Here is a 22397-nt window from a genome sequence, read left to right as displayed (position 1 = left end):
GCGTAGATGGGCGCTTCCGGTGGCTGGCCGTGCAACGCGGTCACACCGGGTCTTTATCCGGCGGCCCATCGGGGCGCTGCGGTTCCTCGGTGTGATGGCCAGGCGACGGCGGTACTAGCGGATCGGCTTCCGGGTCGCGATTCGGATCGGCGTTGGGGTCGGGAATCGGACTGGTATGCATGTCGTAGCTCATGGCAGCACCTTTGAGTGGAGAAGAGGCCAGTGCGGCGACGGCGTCGAACTCACGCCGGCCGTTCTCTTCAAGCGTAGGCCTTTCCGGCACACCGCGTCTCCTACTTTTTCACGCGACGACCCACGCTGAGCTGCCAGTAGCGCTCGGTCGCGAAGACGTCGTCGTAATTGCCCGCGCCGAATGCGCGCAACTGGCTCTCATAAGCATAGACCGCCTCGCGTTTGAGTTGCGCGCGGCGCTGCGCGTCGATGGTGTGGCCGGCGCTCGGACTGGCCGGCGTCGCGACGATGCCGCGCTGCGCGAGATCGGCGAGCCGCGCCTGCACCACGCCGGGCGTGCGCCGGTGAATCGCTTCCTCGTAGCCGAACCAGGTCAGATGCGACAGGCGCGGCAGGATTTCACAGCAGGCTTCGAACACTCGCACGTGATCGTCGTGATACAGGCCGAGCGGCATCAGCAAGGTGTTGGCGGTAGTGCGGTAGATGGTTTCTTCGAGCGCCGCCGCCATTTTGCTGATCGAGGGCGAGTCCAGGTACTGGCTGTCGCGAAACGGCATGCGCAGCGGAATCGCGTCGAGCACTTCGAGTGCGCGGTTGTCTTCCAGCGTGCGTTCGTGGATGGCCTGATGGGCGTCCGTGAAGCCTGCCTTTTTATCCCATTCGGTATGCATCGTCTGCTCGGGCGGCGCGGCGAATACCGTGCAGACCGCGGCGTCGGGGTGGGCGGCGAGCAATGCGCCGCAACTGAAGACGGCGTCGTCGAAATGGGGCGAGACAATAAAAAGGCGTGGGCTGGTTTCGCTCATGGGGCGTGTGTTGGGTTCGCGACGCGCGGGCCGTGGAGGAAGCGGGTAGTGGCTCGAGTGTCGCGCCGATGCTTGGAAAAATGCGGCGGTACATCAGCTTAGGCGGAATCGTCGCGGCTTGCGCGGCGGGTTTGTGGTGTGCAAGCGGCGTGCCTGAAGGGCTCGGCGGGTAGCGGGTTCTGCAGAGGCTCACCGTGCGGGTGGAAGGTTTCCCGGATTGGCTCACCTTTGCGCGGCGAGACGGCGTCGTTGTGATGGGCAGTACGTGACGTTTCGTGCGCGCTGAACCCTGGCGAATCTCGATCCCGGAACGCCGCTTTGGCTAAGCAGGTGCCGCCATCCTCATGACTTTAATCCTTCCTGTTAATCGCTCACATGTGAGCGCAAAAATTGATTAAGAGCTCATATGTGATCGATTAAGATGATTTTCTTGACCGGGAAGCGATGCGCGCGGACAATAGGGGAACCAATATCACGACGTTTACCGCTCACATGGAAACCGCAAAGCCGCATAAGCGCTCACATGTGAGCGCTAAGAGAAAAAGAGATCCGCTCCCTCTACCTGTCGTGCGTGCCTTGAAGAAACTCGGAGTAGACCTTGCGCTGGCGCGACGTCGGCGCCGGTTGACGCAGGCGTCAATGGCCGAGCGCATTCAGACGTCCGTAGCTACGCTGCGTCGCATGGAACACGGCGACGAACGTATTCCCATCGGTACGATCGCGCAGGCGTTCCTCGTCCTGGGTGAGTTGGACAAAATCAACGGACTACTCGATTCCGCTGCCGATACCATCGGGCTGACCTTAATGAATCAGCAACTGCCGCAGCGGGTTCGCAATAAACGTGTCACGCCCGAATCGGGGGCTCTATGAAGCGGCCTATGTCGCAGCAGATCGTCCAGGTGGCGCTCGGCCAGGCTGCGCTTCCCGTCGGCGCCCTGACTTTCAACAAGGACGGCGCACGCGAAAACTCAACCTTTGCTTATCACGAAGCGTGGCTGCAATCGACCGACCGGTTCGAGATCTCACCCGATCTGCAACTCGTCTACGGTCAGCAGTTTCGTAAGGCGCCCTCCAGAGACGATTCGATTTTCCACTTCGCATTTGCGGACACCGAGCCGGACGGATGGGGATGCCGGGTTATCGCGCGTGACCACGCAAGGCGTCGCAAATCGGCACAGGAGAAGGGGCAGGAGGTGCCGCGCGCCGGGCTCACGGAGATGGACTACCTGCTGGGTGTAGACGACATGAGCCGGATCGGCGCGTTGCGACTCGTGGACGAGGCGGGCAACTATTTGCGTAGCATCGAAGACGGAGGGCGTGGCACGCCGCCCTTGCTCGAACTGGGTCATTTGATCGGCGCCACTCGCGCGGTCGAGATGAACAGGGAAACCGCAGCCGACCTGAGGTATTTGCGCGGGCGCGGAACATCGCTGGGCGGCATGCGGCCCAAATGCACGATTCTCGATGAAGATGGGCAACTGGCCATCGGCAAGTTTCCGAGCGTCAACGACGACCGCAGTGTTACGCGTGGGGAAGTGCTCGCTCTTCATCTGGCCGCAGCCGCCGGCATTACGGTGGCGCAATCGCGCATCGTCATGTCGGAAGGCATCCCGGTTGCGCTTGTGCGCCGCTTTGATCGTGTTGCGAACGGCGGCCGGATTCCGTACCTCTCGGCTGGTTCCATGCTGCAAGCCTCGCGGCAGGAAGAGCACGCCTATACCCAGATAGCGGATTGCATCATCGCGCGTTGCGCCGACCCGAAGCGCGATCTCGAAGAGTTGTGGCGGCGACTCGTGTTCAATCTGCTGATCACCAACGTCGACGACCATGTGCAGAACCACGGTTTCCTGCACGTCGAGCATGGGCAGTGGCGGCTCGCGCCGGCATTCGACATCAACCCTTTTCCGGATAAGGACCCCGAGTTGAAGTTGTGGCTCAACGAAGACTACGGGCCGGTCGATTCGATCGAGGCCGTGATGAACGAAGCCCGCTACTTCAGGCTCTCTGCCGACGAGGCGAAACGCATCCTCGATGAAGTTCGCAACGCGGTCAGCGACTGGAAACGCGTCGCGAAGTCGGCGCCGGTCGGCATGACCGACGACGACCTCGATGCCTTTCAGCCCGCGTTCGAAAACGAGCAGACCAAGGTGGCGGCGGCCCTGCAATGAATTTGGGTGCGCAGGCATACAAGACAGTCAATCAATGAAGTTGAGGCGTGTGCGAGCAGCACAGATTCAGGGTAAAAAAGCTACGCTCCTTTCGCCGCCAACTGCGCCGCGTGCCTGAACGCCGCCACTATGCCCGCGACGATATCCTCGCGCAACCGTCCGTCGGCCATTTTCAGCGCATATGACGGATGCCACGTTGGCACGATCAGCCGGCCGCCGTGATCGATGGTCTGCCCCAGATATTCAGACAGATTGACGTGGGCGCCCGTCAACGCCTTCAGCGCCGTCGCGCCGAGCGTGACGACCACGCGCGGCGCGACCTGCGTGATCTCATGTTCCAGCCAGTACCGGCAAGCCTCGACCTCGCGCCGCGCGGGCGTGCGATGGACGCGCCGCTGTTCCAGCGTTTCCCACTTGTAATGCTTGACGGCATAGGTCAGATAGAGCGCCGAGCGTTCGAGGCCGGCGCGCGCGAGCACCGTGTCGAGCAGTTGACCGGCGGGGCCCGTGAAGGGCACGCCGTGCTGGTTCTCATGCTCGCCGGGTTGTTCGCCGACCACCATGAGCGCTGCCTGAGCCGGACCGGCGCCCGCGACGGCCTGCTTCGCGTTGCGCCACAACGCGCAGCGCCGGCAGGTGGGCAGCGGGCCAGTGGGCTCGCGCAAGGGTGGCGTCACCGCTGAATATTCGAGCGGCGGCATTGCCGGAACGGTGACAGTGCCACTCTGCGCGCCAAGACGGCTCCGTTCGCGCGCGAGTTGCGCGGGCAGCGGCGGACCGGCGGGCGGCGTTTTCCAGTAAAGCAGCGGCACGGGCGCCGGCGCGCCATTGAATACGCTGGCGTAGTAGGCGAGCCAGAGCGCCTCGGTAGGTTCGCTGGTGGTGGCTTCGCCGGCCATGGCGGCGGGTGGCAATGTCGGCGCGGTCGGGCCGCTCCGCTGCCGCGGCGGTAATGTCAGCGTGGTCGGCTCGCTCCGCTGGCCCGGTGGCAATGTCGGCGTGGTCGGCCCGCTCCGCTGGCTCGGCGGCAACGTCAGCGTGGCTGGCTCGTTCAACTGGCTGGCCGGCAAAGCGTGCGTGACATGCCCGTCTTCTCCCACTGCCGGCCGGCTGATTCGCAGCAGCATGCCGTTCCAGAACACCGCGCCTTGCGGCGTCGCCAGCATCCACGTGGAATCGCCCATGCGTTCGGCAAAACGCTCGGCGACCAGTTCCAGCAAATCATGATGCGGCTCGTACCAGCCGACGAATTCCGGCGGTCCCATGGACGGATCGCGTCGCCTGAACAGGGTGAGCGCCACCAGGTCACCGGTTTCATGCTCGACCGACTGGATGCGCTGATCGAGCAACGCGCCGTCGGCGTCTTGCGGATCGAGGACGTGGCGTTCGCCGTGTGTCCAGCGCCACAGGATGCGGTAGAGCAGGGGCCACCGATCCGGCGCGTAAAAGCACGCCGCTGTTTTCAGCCAGGCGAGCAGCTCACGAGGAATGGCGGGCGTGGGAGCGGCCGCAGCGGAGGAGGAACCTTGTTGAACGCTTGCGTTGCCGCTATCCGAGCCGGCCGAATCACACGAATCGCATTCAACCCACTCGATCTGCTCCGGCTCGACGCCTTGCCGCAGCAGTTCCCGCGCCGCATGGCGCCAGGCGGCAAAAGACGGTTCGATAGAAATGCGTTTCATGCGGATGCGCCGCGGCTATGCGTAGCTAAACGCATGAATCCGTGCGGACTGAAATACTGTATGAATATACAGTATGCGCCTGAAGGCCGGTCCAGATCAAGCGTGTTACCGCAGGGAAATGGAATTCGTGACCGGGGGGCTTCTATTGAGACCAAGTCAGGGCCCATGGACGCTTCATGACCGAACCAAGCCCAATAGCGGCCACTACCGATCGGCCCTCTGCAAACCTTCCAACGTTCGCCGAAGCGGCGTCCACAGCTTTACACCCGGCGGAGCGGACAGCGGCGGCCGCCGATTGATGATGTAATTGGCGCCCTCACTCTCTTTTCATTTACCGGGGGACACCTGCATTGGCTAACGAACAAACCCTTGAACGCTGGATTGCAGAAGAACGGGACGTGCTTGCGAGAATCAATGCCGGGCCGGGACCGGGTCTCGCGAGTCCGGAGCAGATCGCGGGCAAGTCGGGACTGGAAGTATTGCAAGCGATCGTCGCGGGCGAATTGCCGTACGCCGCGATCGCCAAGACGCTCGACTTTACCCTCATGGAAGTCGCTGCGGGACACGCGGTGTTCCAGGGCACGCCACTCGCCCAGCATCTGAATCCGCTGGGCACGGTTCACGGCGGCTGGATGGCGACACTGCTCGACTCCGCGCTTGGCTGCTCAGTGCACACGATGATGCCGCCCGGCCGCGGCTATACGACCGCCGAACTGAGCGTGAACTACGTGAAAGCGGTGACACCGCGCCTGCAGCGTGTCCGCGCCGAGGGCAAAGTGATCCACTGCGGCCGTCAACTGGCGACCGCGGAAGCACGTCTGGTCGGCCCCGACGGCACGCTTTACGCCCATGCCACGACGACCTGCCTTGTGTTCGAGCTACCTAACCGATAAGTCGGGATTTCACGCGGCCCGCTGCCCGCCAGATCGTCGGTCGCGTAACTCACTTCATCGCCACGCGCATCCCGCCCTTCGACCTTCGCGCAATCGACCGGCCTACAGCTTGCGCAAATCCTCAGGCGTATCGACGTCGCGCAAAATACCCGCATCGTCGACGTCGAGCCGCGTCACCTGCTGCGACATGAACAAGGATCTGGCGCCCGTATCGCCGTCGAGCGCCAGAAGCGCGTCGCGATGCTCGATGCCGAAGCCGACCGGATGTCCGCGCTGCCCTTTGTAAAACGGCGCGACCAGCGAAGCGCCACTGTCCAGCGCGCGCGCCACGTCTTCGATCGTAGTGGTGTCGATGCGCGGCATGTCGGCGAGCGCGACGATCCAGCCCTCGGCCTCCGCGCTAGCCTCGACGCCGGCGGCAAGGCTCGTACCCATGCCGCGTTCGGCGTCCGCCGCGAACACCACGTCGCAGCCGGCGTCGTTGAGCAGTCGCGCGAGCGCGTCCGAACCCGGCCGCACCACGGCCACCACCTGCGTCACGACCCGCAGCAGCCGATGCGCGGCTTCATGCGCCACCGGCGTGCCGTCGGGCATGCGTGCCAGCAGCTTATTGTGCAGGCCGTCGGGGTCGAAGCGCGAACCGAAGCCGGCGGCGAGCAACACGCCAGTGGCAAGCGAGGCGTAGGCCATGGGCGGGCACCGGTAGAAGGGATGAGGTTGATTGTGCGATGCAACGCGGGCTCAGGCAAGCGCCAATATAAAGGCGCGGCGCTGGGCCTTCGATTCGTACCGCGAGCGCAAAAGCGCGCACATCAAACCTGCACCCCACTCATCACCTTATCGAGCGTGATGGGCAAATCGCGCACGCGCACGCCGGTGGCGTGATACACCGCGTTCGCAATCGCCGCCGGCACGCCCGTAATGCCGATCTCGCCGATACCTCGCACCCCGAGCGAGTTGATATACGGATCCGGCCGGTCGATAAAGGTGATGTCGAGCGAGCCGATATCGGCATTCACCGGCACGTGATACTCCGCCAGATTCGCGTTGGTGAAGCGGCCATAGCGCGTATCGAGCGAGGTCTCTTCCTGCAGCGCCGCCCCGATACCCCACACGATGCCGCCCATCAACTGGCTGCGCGCCGTCTTCTGGTTGAGCACGCGCCCCACGTCGTACACGCCGACCACACGCGCCACGCGGATCGCGCCGAGATCGGCATCGACATGCACCTCCGCGAACACCGCGCCAAACGAGTGAAACGAGTACTTCTGCTTTTCGTCGCCGGGCTTGACGGTCGCACTCGCCTCGATCGGCTTGCCGCCCGAGCGCGCGATGATCGCCGCCGCCGGATCGCGCTTGCCCGGTTGCGAGCGGCTCGTCACCCAGCCGTTTTCGACGGTGATGTCGTCGAGCGCGATGCCGTGCACGGGCGATGCCTGATCGGCGAGCGCCAGCGCGATCAGCTGGCTGCGCGCCTGGTTCGCCGCATCGCGCACGGCCGGCGAGACGCTCGCGGCCGATTGCGAGCCGCCCGATCCCGGCGCTCTCGGCAACGACGAATCGCCGAGCGCGAAGTGAATGTTTTCCGGCGCGAAGCCGAGCGCGTCGGCGGCCACCTGAGTCATCACGGTATAGGTGCCGGTGCCGAGATCCTGGGTGCCGGACGCAACCATCGCGGTGCCATCCGGCAAAATCCGCGCGATGGCGCTGGCTTCGCTGCGATTGGCCGGATAGGTGGCGGTCGCCATGCCCATGCCGATCAGCGTGCCGCCGTTGCGCATCGAGCGAGGGGCGGGCGCGCGCCGCGACCAACCGAATTTCTCGGCGCCGATCTGATAACACTCGCGCAAGGACTTGCCAGACCATGGCTTGTTTTCCTGAGGATCGGCCTCGGCGTAATTCCTGATGCGCAGCGCGAGCGGGTCCATCTTCAAAGTTGCCGCGAGTTCGTCCATCGCCGATTCGAGCGCGAACGAACCGGTCGTCTCGCCCGGTGCGCGCATGAAAGTCGGCGTGCCGAGATTGAGCGGCACGAGGCGATGCGTGGTCACCTGGTTCGGCACCTCGTACAGCATGCGCGTGACCATGCAACAGGTCTCGGTCCAGTCTTCGATCACCGAGGTGTTCGAGATGCTGTCGTGGCGCATCGCGGTCAGCGTGCCGTCGTGGCGTGCGGCGAGCACGAAGTGCTGTTCGGTGCGCGGTCGCGCGCCGACCGGTCCGAACATCTGTGGGCGTTCGAGCACGAGCCGCACGGGGCGTCCGGTCTGCTTCGCGGCCATCGCGCACAACGACACGTGCGACCACGACGAGCCCTTGCAACCAAAACCGCCGCCCACGAACGGCGAAATCACCCGCACATCGGCCGGTGACATGCCGAACGTCTTCGCGATCGCGAGTGCCGCGCCGCTCACGCCTTGCGTCGAATCGTAGAGCGTGAGTTGCGGACCGTCCCAGTGCGCCATCGTGGCGTGCGGTTCCATCGGATTGTGATGTTCGATCGGCGTGGTGTACGTCGCGTCCACGTGCACCGCGCCGCTTTGCAGACCGTCGTCGAAGCTGCCGCGTTGCGTGTCTGTCTGCCGGCCTTGCGGTTTGTCCGGCGCATGCGCGTTCGGCTTGGCCCGCGTGAAGTCAACGGTCGCGGCGCTGCTCTGATACGTGATGCGCAATTGACGCGCGGCGTCGGTAGCGTGTTCGAGCGTGTCGGCCACCACCACGGCGACCGGTTCGTTGCTGTAGTGAATCTGATTATCCTGCAGCAGCGACAGGCGGCGTCCGGCCGGCGGCGCCAACGCGGGCTTGCCGCCGTTCGGCAGACGCGGCGCGTTCTGATACGTCATCACGAGCAGCACGCCGGGCAGTGACTGCGAGCGGCTCGCATCGATCGAGGCGATGGTGCCGCTCGCAATCGTGCTGGTCACGAGCACCGCATGCGCAAGACGCGCTTCGGGAAATTCGCCGGCATAGCGGGCTTCGCCGGTGACTTTGAGCAGACCGTCGGTGCGGTCGACGGGTTGACCGATCAGATTCATGCGACACCTCCCGCGCGGCCGGCGGCCTGGTTCACGGCGCGCACGATCGCGCGCTGCGCGAGCTGCACCTTGAAACGATTGTCGTGTTGCGGCCGCGCTTCGCGTAATGCGGCCGCGGCGGCGTTGCTCAATGTCGCTTGCGTGAGCGGCTGACCGTTGAGCATCTGTTCCGCGACGCTCGCGCGCCACGGTTTATGCGCGACGCCGCCCAACGCGATGCGCGCGGTCTTCACGCGGCCGCCGTCCATCTGCAATGCGGCGGCAACCGAGATCAGCGCGAATGCGTAACTGGCGCGGTCACGCACTTTCAGATAGTGGGAGTTCGCGCTGAAGAGCGGCGGCGGCAGATCGACGGCGGTGATCAGTTCGCCGGGTTGCAAAGTGGTATCGACATCGGGCCGGTCGCCGGGCAGCCGGTGAAAGTCGGCGAACGCAATGGTCCGCTCGCCGGCCGGGCCGCTCACGCGCACCACGGCATCGAGCGCGGCAAGCGCCACGCTCATATCCGACGGATTCACGGCGATGCACTGCGGGCTCGCGCCGAGAATCGCATGAGTGCGATTGTGGCCGTCGAGCGCCGCGCAGCCGCTGCCTGGCGAGCGCTTGTTGCATTGCGTGAAGGCGGTGTCGTAGAAATAGCCGCAGCGCGTGCGTTGCAGCAGATTGCCACCCACCGTCGCCATATTGCGCAATTGCGACGACGCGCCCGCCAGAAATGCTTGCGAGAGCAACGGATATTGCTCGCGCACCAGCGCGTGGTTGGCCGCATCGCTATTGCGCACTAGCGCGCCGAGCCGGATGCCGCCGTCAGGCAGCGTCGTGACCGTATCGAGTCCGCTGATATGCGTGATATCGATCAGCCGCATCGGCCGCGCTACGCCGCCCTTCATCAGATCGAGCAGATTGGTGCCGCCGCCGATGAACACCGCCCCCGGTTGCTGCGCCGCTCGCACTGCGCCGGCGACATCGCCGGCGCGTTCATAAGAGATCGCATCCATGCGTTGGCTCCGTCAGGCGTTGGGGTTGTTGTTGCCGCTCACTGGTCCGCCGCCCTCGTGCACCGCCCGTACGGCGGCCACGATATTCGCGTAGGCGCCGCAGCGGCAAATGTTGCCGCTCATGCGCTCGCGGATCTCGTCGTCGGAGAGTTGAGCGGGGCGACTGCGGACATCGGCGGTGACGGTGCTGGCGGTGCCGTTGCGGAATTCGTTCAGAAGGGCAGTCGCGGAACACAACTGCCCGGGCGTACAGTAACCGCATTGAAAGGCATCGTGTTCGATGAAGGCGCGCTGTATCGGACTCAATGCGCCGTTGGCGGCAAGCCCTTCAACCGTCGTGATGTTCTCGCCTTCGTGCATCACGGCGAGTGTCAAACAGGAGTTGATGCGGCGGCCGTCGGCGAGCACCGTGCATGCACCGCACTGACCGCGATCGCAGCCTTTCTTCGTGCCCATCAGGCCCGCGTATTCCCTTAATGCATCGAGCAAGGTCACGCGCGGTTCGAGTTGCAGCGTGTATGCGCGTCCGTTCACAGTCAGCGTGACCGGGCGCGGTGGCACGGCTTGCTGAACCTGAGCCGGCGGCGCGGTTGGGGTTTGGGTTTGCGCGCGCAGATGCGGCGCAGCGCCGACCGTGGCGGCAGCGGCAGCAGATTGAAGAAAGCGGCGGCGTGAAGGTTTGGTTGGGATGGCGGCTGGGACTTCGCCCGGATCCTGACTTTCGTTATGCGAGGACATGACGTTCTATTGACTCCATTGAAAGGTCAATGCAGGCTAGCGATGCGTCGGTATCCGAAGCGTCGCGATCCATTGGACAGTACGCAGCAATTTCGGTGCCGTTGCATTCACAACGGTATTAGCAAATATCGGAGACGAAAAACGTGAAGTCCACACTCAGAGTCGAGCCCGCGCAACGGGCGGTGCCGGTGGTGCGAACCCTGGCGATAATGTTTGCGGTGGCAGTCGTACTGACTGCCTGTCACGGCGGCAATGACGATAATTCGCCGCCGCAAGCGAACACGCTACCAGGTTTCATTACCGCCTCCTCGGTAAAAACCCAGTCCTACGACGGCAATACCGACGATCTGCTTACTGCGGGCCTGGGCAAAACCGGCCTTGCGTCGGCCACGGCGCCGGCCATTGCCAACGCCGCGCAACCTACCGCCGCCGAACTCCGGCGCCTCGCCATCTGGTCGAACTATCGCGCGCTCGTCGACATGACGGCGAACGGCGGCTATGGACGCTTCTGGGGGCCGAACGTCGATCTGAACGGCAACGACACGCTCGGCGAAGGCAAGATCGCCGGCAAGGAATACATCGCTTACGCCGACGACGGCAGCGGCACGCAGAACGTCACCATGCTGGTGCAGATACCGGCGAGCTTCAATCCTGATCAGCCGTGCATTGTCACGGCGACGTCATCCGGTTCGCGCGGCGTGTACGGCGCGATTTCGGCGGCCGGCGAGTGGGGACTCAAGCGCGGTTGCGCGGTGGCGTACACGGATAAAGGCAGTGGCAACGGTGCGCATGAACTGTCGTCCAATCGGGTCACACTGATCGACGGCACCTTGCAGGATGCCACCGCCGCGGGCAAGGCCAGCCTCTTCACGGCCAACCAGGGCAACACCGATCTCGCGACTTACAACAGCCAGTTTCCGAATCGCTACGCGTTCAAGCATGCGCACTCGCAGCAGAATCCCGAGAAGGATTGGGGCAACGATACGTTGGAGGCGATCCAGTTCGCGTACTGGGCGCTCAACGATTCGTATGGCGCGCTCAACGGTTCGACCCGCACCGTGCGTTACGCGGGCGGCAGCATTACGACTATCGCGGCTTCGGTGAGTAACGGCGGCGGCGCGTCGCTCGCGGCGGCGGAACAGGACACGTCCGGTTGGATCACCGCGGTCGTCGTCGGCGAACCGCAGATCAATTTGCGCTTGCCGGCGCAGGTGTCGGTAGCTCAGGGCGGTGTGCCCGTCGGTGCATTCGGCAAGCCGCTCGCCGACTACATGACGCTCGCCAACCAGTTGCAACCATGCGCGGCGCTCGCGCCTGCCGCAGCCGGCGCACCCTATCTGACGGCGCTGCCGCTCGCCACAACCACGGCGATCCGCACCGCGCGTTGTGCGTCGCTGGCAAGCGCCGGCGTGATCGCGGGTGGCAACGTGACGACCCAGGCGATCAATGCTCTCGCGCTGCTGCATCAGAACGGCTACCAGACCGACTCCGATCTGCTGCAAGCGCCGATGTGGGACTCGCAAGCGGTGCCGGCCGTTGCAGTGACTTACGCGGATGCGTACGCGAAAGCGAGCGTCACCGCCAACCTTTGCGACTTCAGCTTCGGCACGACGAGCGCGACGGGAACAGCTGGCGTAACACCAGCCGTGTCGCCGATGCTCACGGTGTTCGGCAATGGCAACGGGGTGCCGCCGACCAACGGCATCAACCTCGTCTTCAACTCGGGCGGCGGCGCAGCGGACCACCGGCTGGCGACGCCCGACGGCAGTTATGCGGGCGCCTCCTGCCTGCGTACGCTGTGGACGAACGGCGCGCTGACCAACAGCGTCGAGGCCATCCGCGTGAACGCGAATCTGCATGGCAAGCCTGCGATCATCGTGCAGGGCCGCGCGGATGCGCTGGTGCCGATCAACCATGCATCGCGCCCGTATCTCGGCCTGAATCAATTGAGCGAAGGCGGCGCGAGCAAGCTCTCGTTCTACGAAGTGACGAACGCCCAGCATTTCGATGCGTTCCTCGGCGTGGCGGGCTTCGATACGCGCTTCGTGCCGCTGCATTACTACAATCTGCAGGCGCTCAATCTGATGTGGAGTCATCTGAAGAGCGGTACGCCGCTGCCGCCGTCGCAGGTGATTCATACGGTGCCGCGTGGCGGCACGGCCGGCGCCGCGCCCGCGCTGACGACGGCCAATCTGCCTGCGATCGCGGCGAGTCCCGGCATCAATGCGATCACCGTGACCAACGGCGCCGTGAACGTGCCAAACTGAGTCGCGCGGACTGCACGCGCCGCGCTCATAACGACGGCAATCACGCACGCGAGCCAGTGTGCGTGAGCCGCCGTGCAGTGAGCACAGTTGTCCGGGTATAAGCGATGCTACCGCTGTTGAAGTGATGCGTTGAAGTGAAGCGCGTTTAAAGGAGAGCGAATGCAGTTCGACTACCGGCATTTTCATATCGATTGCCGCGCCCGCCATGATGATGACGGCCTCTACTACGCGAGAGCGAAGATCACTCGCGTGCCGCGCAAAAACGAGCACGTCCAGTCGCACGATTCCGGCGACATCGACGCCTTTTCCGACCAGGCCGATGCCATCTCATGCGCGAAGTCCTGGGCGATGGAGTGGTGCGACGCGGCGGCGCAATAGCACGCATTGCAGGAGGACATGTCGTGGCCAGGCTTCGAATCGCGACCTTCAACATCAACGGAATCCGCTCGCGCCTGCCGGCGCTGCTGCAATGGCTCGAACGCGAGTCGCCCGACATCGTCTGTTTGCAGGAACTCAAGGCGGTGGACAGCGCGTTTCCCGTCGAGCAACTTCGCGACGCGGGCTACGGCGCGATCTGGCAAGGGCAGAGCGCATGGAACGGCGTGGCGATCCTGTCGAAGGGCGAAGCACCGCTGGAGAGTCGCCGTGGCCTGCCCGGTTTCGAGGACGACACGCATAGCCGCTACCTCGAAGCAGCGGTCGGCGGCGTGCTGGTGGCGTGCCTCTATCTGCCGAACGGCAATCCGCAACCAGGCCCCAAGTTCGACTACAAACTGGCGTGGTTCGACCATTTCATCAAGCACGCGGCGAAGCTATACAAAAGCGCTCATCCGGTCGTGCTGGCCGGCGACTTCAACGTGGTGCCCACCGACGAAGACATCTACAACCCGCGCTCCTGGCTGAAGGACGCGCTACTGCAACCCGAGAGCCGCGAGCGCTACCAGCGGCTGCTCGCGCAAGGCTGGACCGACGCGCTGCGAACGCATTTCGGCGACGAACGCGTCTACACCTTCTGGGACTATTTCCGCCGGCATTGGGACACGAACTCAGGCTTGCGCATCGACCATCTGCTGCTGAGCGCCGACCTCGCGCCGCGCTTGCGCGATGCGGGCGTCGACCGCTGGGTGCGGGGCGAGCCGCACGCGAGCGACCATGCGCCTACGTGGGTCGAATTGGAGATGGGCGCGGGGCGCCGCAAGAAAAACGGCGCATAAAGGGATCGATAAACGCTAGCGCACAAACGGTGGTGCATAAACGCGAAACGGGCGATCGCCTGAAGCAGATCGCCCGATGGTCAACCGTGTCGAAAATTAACGGCGATAGTCGCGTCCCGCCGCTCCGTGCGCCCACAGCGCGCCGGCCACGAAACCGGCGAGCGCGACCACCGCGATCGCGGTGAACGGGCTTTCCGCCGTGGTCTCACGCACGAGACTCGTCGTGCTCGCGGCCAGTTGCTGGGCTTTACCGCTGAGCTCTTTCGCCTTGCCGGCCAGCTGCGTGCCGGTGTCGCCCAGCACGTCGCCGACGGCGCCCTGAACCTTGCCCGCGACTTCCTTGACCGCGCCTTCCGCTGTGTTAGCTGCCGAATTGGTGTCCATACGTTTTTGCTCCCATTGTCAAATTTACGTGTGAGCCATTGCGATCGCAACGCTGCCACACCAAGGTCTCGCGCACGCCGCGCCGGAAAGCGCGGCTTACGTCCACCAGACAGGGCGCAAGAAGCGCGCCCGGGGGGGGAAGGGCAAAGGGTCGACGCCGGTCCGGCGCTCAGTGGCGCCGCCGGGAATTGATCCCCACGAACAGAGCCATCAACATAAGGAAGCCGCCGAACAGCAGCGCCGAATTCACCATGGCGTGCGTGAAGCCGAGCCTTTCGACGTTGATGAACGGATAGGGGTAAAAATCCGACAAACGCCCGCGCCAGAACGTCACGCCGAGGTAGGTCAGCGGATACACCAGCCACCACAGACAATGCCGCAGCTTGAGATGAAAGCGCGGCACGAACAGCACCCAGTAGAGCGCGGAGAGCATGGGCAAGACGCTGTGGAGCGACTCGTTGAGCAGCATCCGGAATGCCGTGGGCGTCCAGTAACCTCGCAACAGCAGGTTGTAGGCGATCCCCACGAACGCCATGTACACCACCACGGCGGTGACTACAGTTGGCTGGCGGAAAAAGCGCGCAGGCGTCGATCTGTGCCTGCGCAAGGCCACGCAGGTAAAACAGATTGCGCAGGCGAGCGCCGTGAGATTGGTGAGGTAGCTGCTCATGCGGGCGAGGCCGTCGAACACGGTGAGCCCGCGGGCGAGCGTGCGATCGATCGTTACCTCGGCTTGCGCGACGATCGAAATCCACGCAATGACGGCGATGATCGCGGCGAGTGTCACCGACGATACACTGGGCGTATGCAGCGGAAGTTCGGGCTCCCGTTGCTCGGAAAGGGCGGGGCGCATGAGTTTGATTTTATACACACAGGTGCCTTGCAATGTGCGTTATCGAGCGCACCCGCCAAATCTGTCGACGCCCGGCCGAAAAATGCTACGGCGTGCTATGCGAACCGGTCACCGGCTGCAAGCGTTCGACCACGGCGGGAATGGTCGAACTTGCCGGCGTGGCTTCGTCTATCGCGGTGCGTCCGCCATCGTGAAAGAAGGCGAGTTCCGCGGCCTTGTTCAATACGAGAATGCTGATGCGCCGATTGGTCGGCTCGTCGGCGACATGGCTGTTCAGCGGCAATACGTCGGCCAGTCCGCGAACCTGCAGCAGCTTTTCGCCATGCATGCCGCCGGCGACGAGCGCGCGGCGCGCGGCATTCGCGCGTTCCGACGACAACTCCCAGTTCGAATAACCTTCCGGGCCCGCGGTGTATGGCACCGCATCCGTATGACCGGCAATCGAAACGCGGTTGTCGACGTCGTTCAACGCTGCGCCGATCTGCGTGAGGATCGTCACCGCATACGGCTGGAGCTTCGAGCTGCCGGAAGGGAACATCGGCCGGTTCTGCGAATCGACGATCTCGATACGCAGCCCCTCGTTCGTGATCGAGATGCGGATCTGATCCTTGAACGCCTTCAATGTGGGGCTTTGCTCGATCAAGGCGGTGAGCTTCGCCTTCAGTTGCTCGAGACGCGCGGCATCGAACGGCGTCACCGACGGCGTGGCCGCGGCGGGCGGCGTCGGTTCGCTCTGGCTTTTCTTGCCGACCGCGGGCCGCGTATCGGAGATGTCGCGGCCGCCGCCTTGCACCACGCTCGGACGCGCGGCGGCCGTGCCTTCGTTGCCGCCGAGCAGGCTCGACAGGGGCGTGTTGAAATAATCCTCGATCCCCTGCTTGTCGAACTTCGACGTGGAGCCGAGCAGCCACATCAGCAGGAAGAACGCCATCATCGCGGTGACGAAATCGGCGTAGGCGATCTTCCATGCGCCGCCGTGATGGCCAGCGTGGTCGCCGCCTTTTCTCGACCGGCGCACGATCACCGGCGCCGGTGCCTGTTCCTGCTGCGAGGCGCGCGATCTTCTTTCGCTCATCATGCCGCTCCGCGTCAGGCCGACTTCGGCATCTTGGTGGCGCGCACGGCGTCGTCGAGTTCCTGGAAGCTCGGACGGTCGGCGGTGAACAGCACCTTGCGGCCGAACTCGACAGCGATCGGCGGCGCGTAGCCGGAGAGCGACGCGAGCAGCACCGCTTTCACGCACTGGTACGGCTTGGCCTCGGCACGGCCCTTCGCGTTGAGCAGATCGGCGACCGGCCCGATGAAGCCGTACGCGAGCAGAATGCCGAGGAACGTGCCCACCAGCGCACCGGCGATCATCTCGCCGAGCACGGCGGGCGGTGCGCCGACCGAACCCATGGTGTGCACGACGCCCATCACCGCGGCGACGATACCGAAGGCGGGCAGGCCGTCGGCCATCTTCTGAATCGCGTTCGCCGCGACCGACGCTTCCGCGTGATGCGTGGCCAGTTCCTCGTCCATCAGGTCCTGCACTTCGAGTACGTTCACATTGCCGCCGGACATCATGCGCAGATAATCGACAATGAAGTCGAGCAGATGATGGTCCTCCAGCACGTGTGAATACTTCTGGAAAATCACACTTTCTTCCGGCGCGCCGACGTCGGCTTCGAGCGACATCATGCCTTCCTTGCGCGCCTTCTGAAGCAGTTCATAAAGCAGCGCGATCAGTTCCAGATATTTTTCCTTGGTGTAGCCGCCGCTTTTAAAGCATGACGGAATCGCCTTGATGGTTTTCTTCAGCGTGGAAGTCGGATTGCTCACGACAAATGCGCCGATTGCCGCACCGAAAATGCAGAGTAATTCGAACGGCTGAAGAAGCGCCGGCAGGTGCCCACCCACGCCGATAAAACTACCGATCACAGAACCGATCACCAGAAGCCACCCGATTGCAACAAACATGCTTTCTCCGATTATCTTGCGCGGCGCACGGTCGATCAGAACGGGTCCTGTTTCAAGGACTTTTCTGGTGCGTCACAAAAGTTTTTGCATGTATGGGTAAACGGCTGAATTCGCTATTGCTGAAGTGCCAGCCCGAATGAAACACCAAAAAATTCACTAATCGGTTAGTTTTGAATAGGTGCCGGTAAATTTGTCCGCGTTTTGCGATCGTTGCAACTACAACGTGTATTGCTGAGCTCGTAAAAACCCGCCAATATCCCGCTGATGCCGCTGATGCAAACGGTTACGAACCTTTTTACCGATCGGTCTGCTAGCATGGCGGACAGATTGAACCGACAGCATCCCGTGTGACGCCCTGCCGCGTCACGAATCTCCGTCGATCATGAACACTAGCAGCGCTAGCGACTCAACCGGAGAAGAATCCCATATGCGGACTTTGACATCTGCCGCCCGACGCTGTCTGGTTTCCAAGGCGGCGGCCTGCGTCACGGGACTCGGCCTGCTGTTCATTCCCACGCTCAGCGACGCTCAGGAATTTTCGCTATTCGGCGGCGGCTCGCGCGCGAGCAGTATTAACACCTATACGTGGGCCTTCAACTATCAGGAAGGCCTCGGGCAATATTTCGCCGCGAGCTTCACGTGGCTCAACGAAGGGCATATTCCCGAACATCATCGCGACGGCCAGATGATCCAGCTGTGGGCGCGCATTCCCGTCGGTAGCCCGCAGTTCGTCGTGCAAGCAGGCGTCGGCCCCTATCGCTACTTCGATACGACCACCCCCCAGCAGGGCGGCAGTTATTCCAACACGCACGGCTGGGGCGTGGTGTACAGCGTGCGCGCCGCGTACTACGCGTCGAACCGGTGGATCACGCAACTCCAGTTGAACCGCGTGCACGTCCAGCGCGGACCGGATTCGTCCGGCGTGATGGTCGGCGTCGGCTATCAGCTCGACGCGCCGGGTTCGCCGGGTCCGCGCGACTGGGCAAGCGGCAGCCCGCACAAAGTCACCAATAACGAAGTGGCGCTGTATCTCGGCAAAACCATCGTCAATTCGCCGAGCTCGCCGAACGCGGTGGGCGGCGCGATCGAGTATCGGCGCGGCCTCGCGAAGTATCTCGACGTGACGGTCGGCTATCTTCACGAAGGCAGCACCCAGGTGGCGCGCCGCGACGGCCTGACGAGCCAGTTGTGGGCCACCCGCGCGTTCCTCGACGACAAGGTTTCGCTGGCGGTCGGCTTCGGCGCCTACTATGCGATCAACGAGAACGAACACAGCGAGTCGCCCGGGCCGGGCGCCGGGACGTTCTCCGGTCTCATCACGATCGCGGGCGCGTATCGCATCACCGACCACTGGGACGCGCGGCTCGCATGGAACCGCGTCATGACCCGTTATGATCGCGACTCGGATGTGATTTTCGGCGGTGTGGGCTATCGGTGGTGAGGGCTCGTGCGTCAGTCGCCGGATGTCGTCGTGCCAGAAGAAGCAGTCTCTCGAACCGCTATTCAAGATCTGAAAACGGAGAAGAGCATGAAAGCCAGCACCATCGCCGAACGGGAGGCCCGGGGCCGTGCCGCTCGCGAGCATTCGAAACGTTCGAGCCATAAGGCGGTAGGCGAACTGCATCGCAACCCGATCGAGTTGCTCAAGCAAAGCAGCGAGGATCGGGTGCACAACCTCGTGCCGCTGCGCTATGGGCGCATGGCCGTCTCGCCGTTCACGTTTTTTCGCGGCACCGCGATCCTGCAGGCGCACGACCTCAGCCAGGTGCGCGACTCCGGCCTGACCATGCCGATCTGCGGCGACGGCCATCTGATGAATTTCGGTGGTTTCGCCACGCCCGAGCGGCAACTCGTCTTCGATCTGAACGACTTCGACGAGGTGTCGGTCGGGCCGTTCGAGTGGGACCTGAAGCGTTTGACCGCGAGCCTCGTCGTCGCCGCGCGCCATATGCGCCTGAGTCGGGGCGCGGCGGAAAATCTCGTGATGACGGCGGTCTCCGAATACCGCGATCGCATGTCGCAGTATGCGCAATGCGGCGCACTCGAACTCTGGTACGACCGCATCACCTTCGACCGCATGGCGGAAACCGCGCTGACGCCTGAAGGACGCCGCGCCGTGCGGCGCGGCATGGAAAAGGCCGCGAGCCGGACGCACGAAAACCTGCTCGAGAAAATGGCGGAGCGCGACGGCGAACGCTGGACGATTCGCGACGCGCCACCGGCGCTGTTCCATGTGCTTGGTGCCAACACGCTGTTCACCGAGGAAGAGACCGAAGCGTACAAAACCGGGAGCTCGCGCAAGATGCTCGACCGCATGTGGGGCGAGTATCTGAAGACGATGTCGCATGACCGGCGCGAACTGCTCAGTCATTTCACCGTGCAGGATATCGTGTTCAAGGTGGTGGGCGTGGGCAGCGTCGGCACGCGCTGCATGGTGGTGCTGATGGTCGATCACATGGGTAAGCCGCTGTTCCTGCAAATGAAGGAGGCGCGGCCTTCGGTGATCGCGCGGTTTTACAAGTCGCCAGCGAGCAAGCACGAGGGCGAACGCGTCGTGCAGGGGCAGCGCACGCTGCAGGCCGCGAGCGATATCTTCCTCGGCTGGGCGACGGGGCCGCTCGGCCGGCATTTCTATTTCCGGCAGCTGCGCGACATGAAGCTCTCGGCGAACATCGAGCTGTTCGATATCGATCTGCTCGAAGGTTATGCGCGGCTATGCGGCTGGATCATGGCGCGCGCGCATGCGAAGGCGAGCGGGCAGGCCATCGAAGTCAGCGCGTATATCGGCCGGGGCGATCAGTTCGCGGAAGCGCTCTGCGCCTATGCGGCGGCTTACGCGGATCAGGTGGAGCGCGATTACGACGTGTTCCTGAAGGCGTGCCGCAGCGGCCAGCTCGAGGCGCGCACGGACGAAGACATGGCGGCGGATTTCCGCATGTAGCGCAGGTGCTCGCCTTCTTTGCTCCGCGATGAACTGCGCGCGAGCCGCGTGATCTCCAACGCGCATTGGCTGAGTGGCCCGCGCGGGTACGCGTCTATGCGCTTCAGTTGTCCACGCGCGCTTCGCGGAGCGTCACGAAACGCAGATGCCGTTGCCGCGCCGCATCGATCACGCGCGGCAGCACCGCGAGGATCAACGGCGTGCCCTCGGCCGTCAGGGCGGCGTTGCCGTCGTGCAGCAGCAGAATGTCGCGTGGCGCGAGGCCGTCGAGCAGTCGCCGCGCGACCACTCGAGGATCGCGCTCACGCGTGTCGTAACCGCGCCGCGTCCATGCCGCGAGCCGCAGATCGAGCTTGCGCAAGACCGGTTCGAGAAAGATGTTGCGCAAGCCGGCCGGCGCGCGGAAGAACATCGGCCGTTCGCCGCTCAAGGTCTCTAGCGTGCATTGCGCCGCGTCGATCTCGCGCGTGAGGGCGCCCGGCAACGTCACGGAAAACGTGTGGACGTGGATCTGCGAATGATTTTCGAGCGCATGCCCGCGGGCGACGATATCGCGCGCGAGTTCCGGATAACGCTGCGCCTTCGCGCCGATGCAGAAGAACGTGGCGCGCACGCCGAAGGCGTCGAGCAGGTCCAGCACTTGCGGCGTGACGGCCGGGTCGGGACCGTCGTCGATGGTCAGCGCGATCGCGTCGGCGTTGCGCGCGTGGGCCGGCAGGCGGGTCCAGTTCGGACCGAGCAGCGAAGTGCGCGGCAACAGCCCGGCCACGGTGAAAATGGCGTGATTCACAAAAATCGCGGCGAGCCACCAGGGCCATGCGCTGGGTGCGATCAGCCATCCTGCCAGCACGATGACGTGCCATGCAGCGGTGGCGGTGAGCATCGCGGGATAGCCGGTTTGCGGCCAGCGGCGTGACGGCGCGTCGTGGACGCCATGCGGCGGCGTGGAGAGTTGTTTCATAAAGCGTGCTTCCTGTCTTCCTTCCTCCTTCCTGGGAAGGGCTTGAATCGCGCGCGCGGCGCGCAACGGCAAACGATACCATTGATGCGCGCCGCGACGCTCGCGCGGGCAGGAATGGCAAATAATGAAAGCGCGCCGAAAGACGTTGCGGCCCGCGATGGCCCGCGACGGCCGGTTCGCGTGCAGACTCTCTGCACCCTGCATCAACTGAACTACGAGGAGACGTGACGTGACGGATACGGGAATCAAGAAGGTCGCGCTGGTAACGGGCGCGGGCAGCGGGATCGGCCGCGCGAGTGCGCTCAAGCTGCTGGAACACGGTTATAGCGTCGTGCTGGCCGGCCGCCGTCAGGCGCCGCTCGACGCCGTCGTTCAGCAGGCGCAGCAACTCGGCGGCGACGCGCTCGCGGTGGCGTGCGACGTCACGAACGCCGATAGCGTCACCGCGTTGTTCGAGACGATCCGTGCGCGCCGCGGCCGGCTCGACGTGCTGTTCAACAACGCGGGCCGCAACGGTTCGCCCGTCGATATCGACGAACTCGATATCGACGAATGGCGCTCGGTGGTCGACACCAATCTCACCGGCGTGTTCCTGTGCACGCGCGCGGCCTTCGGTCTGATGAAAACGCAGAATCCGCGCGGCGGGCGCATCATCAATAACGGTTCTATCTCGGCGCACGCGCCGCGGCCGAACAGCGTTGCCTATACCGCCACCAAGCACGCTATCACCGGGCTCACGAAAGCCGTGTCGCTCGACGGGCGCAAATACGACATCGTGTGCGGGCAGATCGACATCGGCAATGCCGCGACGGAAATGGCCGAACGCATGGCGCGGGGCGTGCCGCAGGCCAACGGCGAGATCGCGGTCGAGCCGTTGATGGACGTTCAGCACGTGGCGGACGCGGTGCTGCACATGGCCGAACTGCCGCTCTCGGCGAACGTGCAGTTCATGACCATCATGGCGAGCAAGATGCCGTTCGTCGGCCGGGGCTGACGGTCTCGCACGAACAGCAAGCGGCGCGGGATCAACTTATACTGTTCGCTTCCCGCCTTGATGGAACGCGATTTGCCGTGCCCCGAGCCACACTGAAGGACGACCCGCAGCCGGTGCCGCCCGTGCAGCCCGATCTCGACGACTGTTGTCATAGCGGCTGCAATCCGTGTGTGTTCGATCTCTACGACGAAGCGCTCGAACGTTATCGAGCCGCGCTGGCCGAGTGGCAAGCGCGGCAGGCGCAGCATAAGACGGCAACGCGGCAGAGCAAGCCGCGTTCGCACCGTTAAACGGCGCTCGAGATATTGCCCC

The 22397-nt window shown here is 64.0% G+C and carries 22 protein-coding genes; 10 read left to right on the top strand and 12 right to left on the bottom strand.

Annotated elements, in window-relative coordinates; genetic code table 11:
- Window positions 1-40: 40 nt before the first annotated feature.
- Window positions 41-283: a hypothetical protein gene (locus PQR54_RS28065; RefSeq protein WP_408251662.1), complete on the bottom strand. Its 243-nt coding sequence runs from the start codon at window positions 281-283 to the stop codon at window positions 41-43.
- Between the two features lie 10 nt (window positions 284-293).
- Window positions 294-998, bottom strand: coding sequence for a PIG-L family deacetylase (locus tag PQR54_RS28060; RefSeq protein WP_408251401.1), 705 nt, complete (start codon window positions 996-998; stop codon window positions 294-296).
- 444 nt (window positions 999-1442) lie between these two features.
- Here PQR54_RS28060 and PQR54_RS28055 point away from each other — a divergent pair, with 444 nt between their 5' ends.
- Both PQR54_RS28055 and PQR54_RS28050 read left to right on the top strand, forming a co-directional pair.
- Window positions 1443-1868, top strand: coding sequence for a helix-turn-helix domain-containing protein (locus tag PQR54_RS28055; protein WP_408251399.1), 426 nt, complete (start codon window positions 1443-1445; stop codon window positions 1866-1868).
- A gap of 8 nt (window positions 1869-1876) precedes the next feature.
- Window positions 1877-3166 carry a type II toxin-antitoxin system HipA family toxin gene (locus PQR54_RS28050; protein ID WP_408251397.1) on the top strand — a complete coding sequence of 430 codons (1290 nt, stop codon included), beginning with the start codon at window positions 1877-1879 and terminating at the stop codon, window positions 3164-3166.
- An 80-nt stretch (window positions 3167-3246) separates the two neighbouring features.
- On the opposite strand, the gene PQR54_RS28045 is transcribed toward PQR54_RS28050, so the two are convergent.
- Window positions 3247-4848 carry a UdgX family uracil-DNA binding protein gene (locus PQR54_RS28045; RefSeq protein ID WP_408251395.1) on the bottom strand — a complete coding sequence of 534 codons (1602 nt, stop codon included), beginning with the start codon at window positions 4846-4848 and terminating at the stop codon, window positions 3247-3249.
- A 350-nt stretch (window positions 4849-5198) separates the two neighbouring features.
- Between PQR54_RS28045 and PQR54_RS28040 the strand changes: the two genes are divergently transcribed.
- Entirely contained in the window at window positions 5199-5741 is a 543-nt protein-coding gene (locus PQR54_RS28040; protein WP_408251393.1) for a PaaI family thioesterase, read from the top strand.
- 102 nt (window positions 5742-5843) lie between these two features.
- On the opposite strand, the gene PQR54_RS28035 is transcribed toward PQR54_RS28040, so the two are convergent.
- The 4 genes from PQR54_RS28035 to PQR54_RS28020 all read right to left on the bottom strand — a co-directional run bounded on the left by PQR54_RS28035 (window position 5844) and on the right by PQR54_RS28020 (window position 10512).
- On the bottom strand, window positions 5844-6431 hold the full coding sequence (locus tag PQR54_RS28035; protein ID WP_408251391.1) for a nucleotidyltransferase family protein: 588 nt from the start codon (window positions 6429-6431) through the stop codon (window positions 5844-5846).
- 122 nt (window positions 6432-6553) lie between these two features.
- A complete protein-coding gene (locus tag PQR54_RS28030) occupies window positions 6554-8776 on the bottom strand; it encodes a xanthine dehydrogenase family protein molybdopterin-binding subunit (protein WP_408251389.1) in 2223 nt (740 codons plus the stop codon).
- Window positions 8773-9774 (bottom strand): FAD binding domain-containing protein, encoded by a 1002-nt coding sequence (locus tag PQR54_RS28025; RefSeq protein WP_408251387.1) that lies wholly within the window; start codon window positions 9772-9774, stop codon window positions 8773-8775. The genes PQR54_RS28030 and PQR54_RS28025 overlap by 4 nt, the downstream gene beginning before the upstream one ends.
- Window positions 9775-9786: 12 nt before the next feature.
- Window positions 9787-10512 carry a 2Fe-2S iron-sulfur cluster-binding protein gene (locus PQR54_RS28020; protein ID WP_408251385.1) on the bottom strand — a complete coding sequence of 242 codons (726 nt, stop codon included), beginning with the start codon at window positions 10510-10512 and terminating at the stop codon, window positions 9787-9789.
- A 209-nt stretch (window positions 10513-10721) separates the two neighbouring features.
- On the opposite strand from PQR54_RS28020, the gene PQR54_RS28015 reads away from it, so the two are divergent.
- The 3 genes from PQR54_RS28015 to PQR54_RS28005 all read left to right on the top strand — a co-directional run bounded on the left by PQR54_RS28015 (window position 10722) and on the right by PQR54_RS28005 (window position 13993).
- On the top strand, window positions 10722-12779 hold the full coding sequence (locus PQR54_RS28015; RefSeq protein ID WP_408251653.1) for a D-(-)-3-hydroxybutyrate oligomer hydrolase: 2058 nt from the start codon (window positions 10722-10724) through the stop codon (window positions 12777-12779).
- A gap of 159 nt (window positions 12780-12938) precedes the next feature.
- Window positions 12939-13157: a hypothetical protein gene (locus PQR54_RS28010; protein WP_106304997.1), complete on the top strand. Its 219-nt coding sequence runs from the start codon at window positions 12939-12941 to the stop codon at window positions 13155-13157.
- 23 nt (window positions 13158-13180) lie between these two features.
- Entirely contained in the window at window positions 13181-13993 is an 813-nt protein-coding gene (locus tag PQR54_RS28005) for an exodeoxyribonuclease III (RefSeq protein ID WP_408251382.1), read from the top strand.
- Between the two features lie 96 nt (window positions 13994-14089).
- Here the strand turns inward: PQR54_RS28005 and PQR54_RS28000 are convergent, their stop codons facing one another.
- The 4 genes from PQR54_RS28000 to motA form a co-directional block, all read right to left on the bottom strand.
- A complete protein-coding gene (locus PQR54_RS28000) occupies window positions 14090-14377 on the bottom strand; it encodes a CsbD family protein (protein WP_168791284.1) in 288 nt (95 codons plus the stop codon).
- 169 nt (window positions 14378-14546) lie between these two features.
- Window positions 14547-15230, bottom strand: a complete 684-nt coding sequence (locus PQR54_RS27995) for a Pr6Pr family membrane protein (protein WP_408251651.1) — start codon at window positions 15228-15230, stop codon at window positions 14547-14549.
- Between the two features lie 85 nt (window positions 15231-15315).
- Window positions 15316-16305, bottom strand: a complete 990-nt coding sequence (motB, locus tag PQR54_RS27990; protein ID WP_408251380.1) for a flagellar motor protein MotB — start codon at window positions 16303-16305, stop codon at window positions 15316-15318.
- Window positions 16306-16319: 14 nt separating this feature from the next.
- Window positions 16320-17189, bottom strand: coding sequence for a flagellar motor stator protein MotA (gene motA / locus PQR54_RS27985; RefSeq protein WP_408251378.1), 870 nt, complete (start codon window positions 17187-17189; stop codon window positions 16320-16322).
- Between the two features lie 427 nt (window positions 17190-17616).
- Between motA and PQR54_RS27980 the strand changes: the two genes are divergently transcribed.
- The gene (locus PQR54_RS27980; RefSeq protein WP_408251376.1) at window positions 17617-18630 is read left to right on the top strand and encodes a hypothetical protein; all 1014 of its coding nucleotides are present in this window, start codon (window positions 17617-17619) and stop codon (window positions 18628-18630) included.
- Window positions 18631-18717: 87 nt separating this feature from the next.
- Window positions 18718-20130 (top strand): DUF2252 domain-containing protein, encoded by a 1413-nt coding sequence (locus tag PQR54_RS27975; RefSeq protein WP_408251374.1) that lies wholly within the window; start codon window positions 18718-18720, stop codon window positions 20128-20130.
- 103 nt (window positions 20131-20233) lie between these two features.
- On the opposite strand, the gene PQR54_RS27970 is transcribed toward PQR54_RS27975, so the two are convergent.
- The gene (locus tag PQR54_RS27970) at window positions 20234-21091 is read right to left on the bottom strand and encodes a polysaccharide deacetylase family protein (RefSeq protein ID WP_408251372.1); all 858 of its coding nucleotides are present in this window, start codon (window positions 21089-21091) and stop codon (window positions 20234-20236) included.
- 229 nt (window positions 21092-21320) lie between these two features.
- Here PQR54_RS27970 and PQR54_RS27965 point away from each other — a divergent pair, with 229 nt between their 5' ends.
- Both PQR54_RS27965 and PQR54_RS27960 read left to right on the top strand, forming a co-directional pair.
- The gene (locus PQR54_RS27965) at window positions 21321-22085 is read left to right on the top strand and encodes an SDR family oxidoreductase (protein ID WP_408251371.1); all 765 of its coding nucleotides are present in this window, start codon (window positions 21321-21323) and stop codon (window positions 22083-22085) included.
- 77 nt (window positions 22086-22162) lie between these two features.
- Window positions 22163-22375, top strand: a complete 213-nt coding sequence (locus PQR54_RS27960) for an oxidoreductase-like domain-containing protein (RefSeq protein ID WP_408251370.1) — start codon at window positions 22163-22165, stop codon at window positions 22373-22375.
- Window positions 22376-22397: the final 22 nt, after the last annotated feature.

Origin of the sequence: Paraburkholderia phytofirmans, assembly GCF_046028095.1 — a bacterium.
In the GTDB taxonomy this organism is placed as follows: Bacteria; Pseudomonadota; Gammaproteobacteria; order Burkholderiales; family Burkholderiaceae; genus Paraburkholderia; species Paraburkholderia phytofirmans_A.
This window is presented reverse-complemented; position numbering and strand designations above follow the sequence as displayed.

Coding starts and splice junctions, on each gene's coding strand:
- PQR54_RS27980 (WP_408251376.1), top strand. CDS start 17,617: ATGCGGACTTTGACATCTGCCGCCCGACGCTGTCTGGTTTCCAAGGCG.
- motB (WP_408251380.1), bottom strand. CDS start 16,305: ATGAGCGAAAGAAGATCGCGCGCCTCGCAGCAGGAACAGGCACCGGCG.
- PQR54_RS28030 (WP_408251389.1), bottom strand. CDS start 8,776: ATGAATCTGATCGGTCAACCCGTCGACCGCACCGACGGTCTGCTCAAA.
- PQR54_RS28020 (WP_408251385.1), bottom strand. CDS start 10,512: ATGTCCTCGCATAACGAAAGTCAGGATCCGGGCGAAGTCCCAGCCGCC.
- PQR54_RS28015 (WP_408251653.1), top strand. CDS start 10,722: ATGTTTGCGGTGGCAGTCGTACTGACTGCCTGTCACGGCGGCAATGAC.
- PQR54_RS28000 (WP_168791284.1), bottom strand. CDS start 14,377: ATGGACACCAATTCGGCAGCTAACACAGCGGAAGGCGCGGTCAAGGAA.
- PQR54_RS27975 (WP_408251374.1), top strand. CDS start 18,718: ATGAAAGCCAGCACCATCGCCGAACGGGAGGCCCGGGGCCGTGCCGCT.
- PQR54_RS28010 (WP_106304997.1), top strand. CDS start 12,939: ATGCAGTTCGACTACCGGCATTTTCATATCGATTGCCGCGCCCGCCAT.
- PQR54_RS28035 (WP_408251391.1), bottom strand. CDS start 6,431: ATGGCCTACGCCTCGCTTGCCACTGGCGTGTTGCTCGCCGCCGGCTTC.
- PQR54_RS27970 (WP_408251372.1), bottom strand. CDS start 21,091: ATGAAACAACTCTCCACGCCGCCGCATGGCGTCCACGACGCGCCGTCA.
- PQR54_RS28055 (WP_408251399.1), top strand. CDS start 1,443: ATGCGCGCGGACAATAGGGGAACCAATATCACGACGTTTACCGCTCAC.
- PQR54_RS28045 (WP_408251395.1), bottom strand. CDS start 4,848: ATGAAACGCATTTCTATCGAACCGTCTTTTGCCGCCTGGCGCCATGCG.
- PQR54_RS28025 (WP_408251387.1), bottom strand. CDS start 9,774: ATGGATGCGATCTCTTATGAACGCGCCGGCGATGTCGCCGGCGCAGTG.
- motA (WP_408251378.1), bottom strand. CDS start 17,189: ATGTTTGTTGCAATCGGGTGGCTTCTGGTGATCGGTTCTGTGATCGGT.
- PQR54_RS28050 (WP_408251397.1), top strand. CDS start 1,877: ATGTCGCAGCAGATCGTCCAGGTGGCGCTCGGCCAGGCTGCGCTTCCC.
- PQR54_RS28060 (WP_408251401.1), bottom strand. CDS start 998: ATGAGCGAAACCAGCCCACGCCTTTTTATTGTCTCGCCCCATTTCGAC.
- PQR54_RS27995 (WP_408251651.1), bottom strand. CDS start 15,230: ATGCGCCCCGCCCTTTCCGAGCAACGGGAGCCCGAACTTCCGCTGCAT.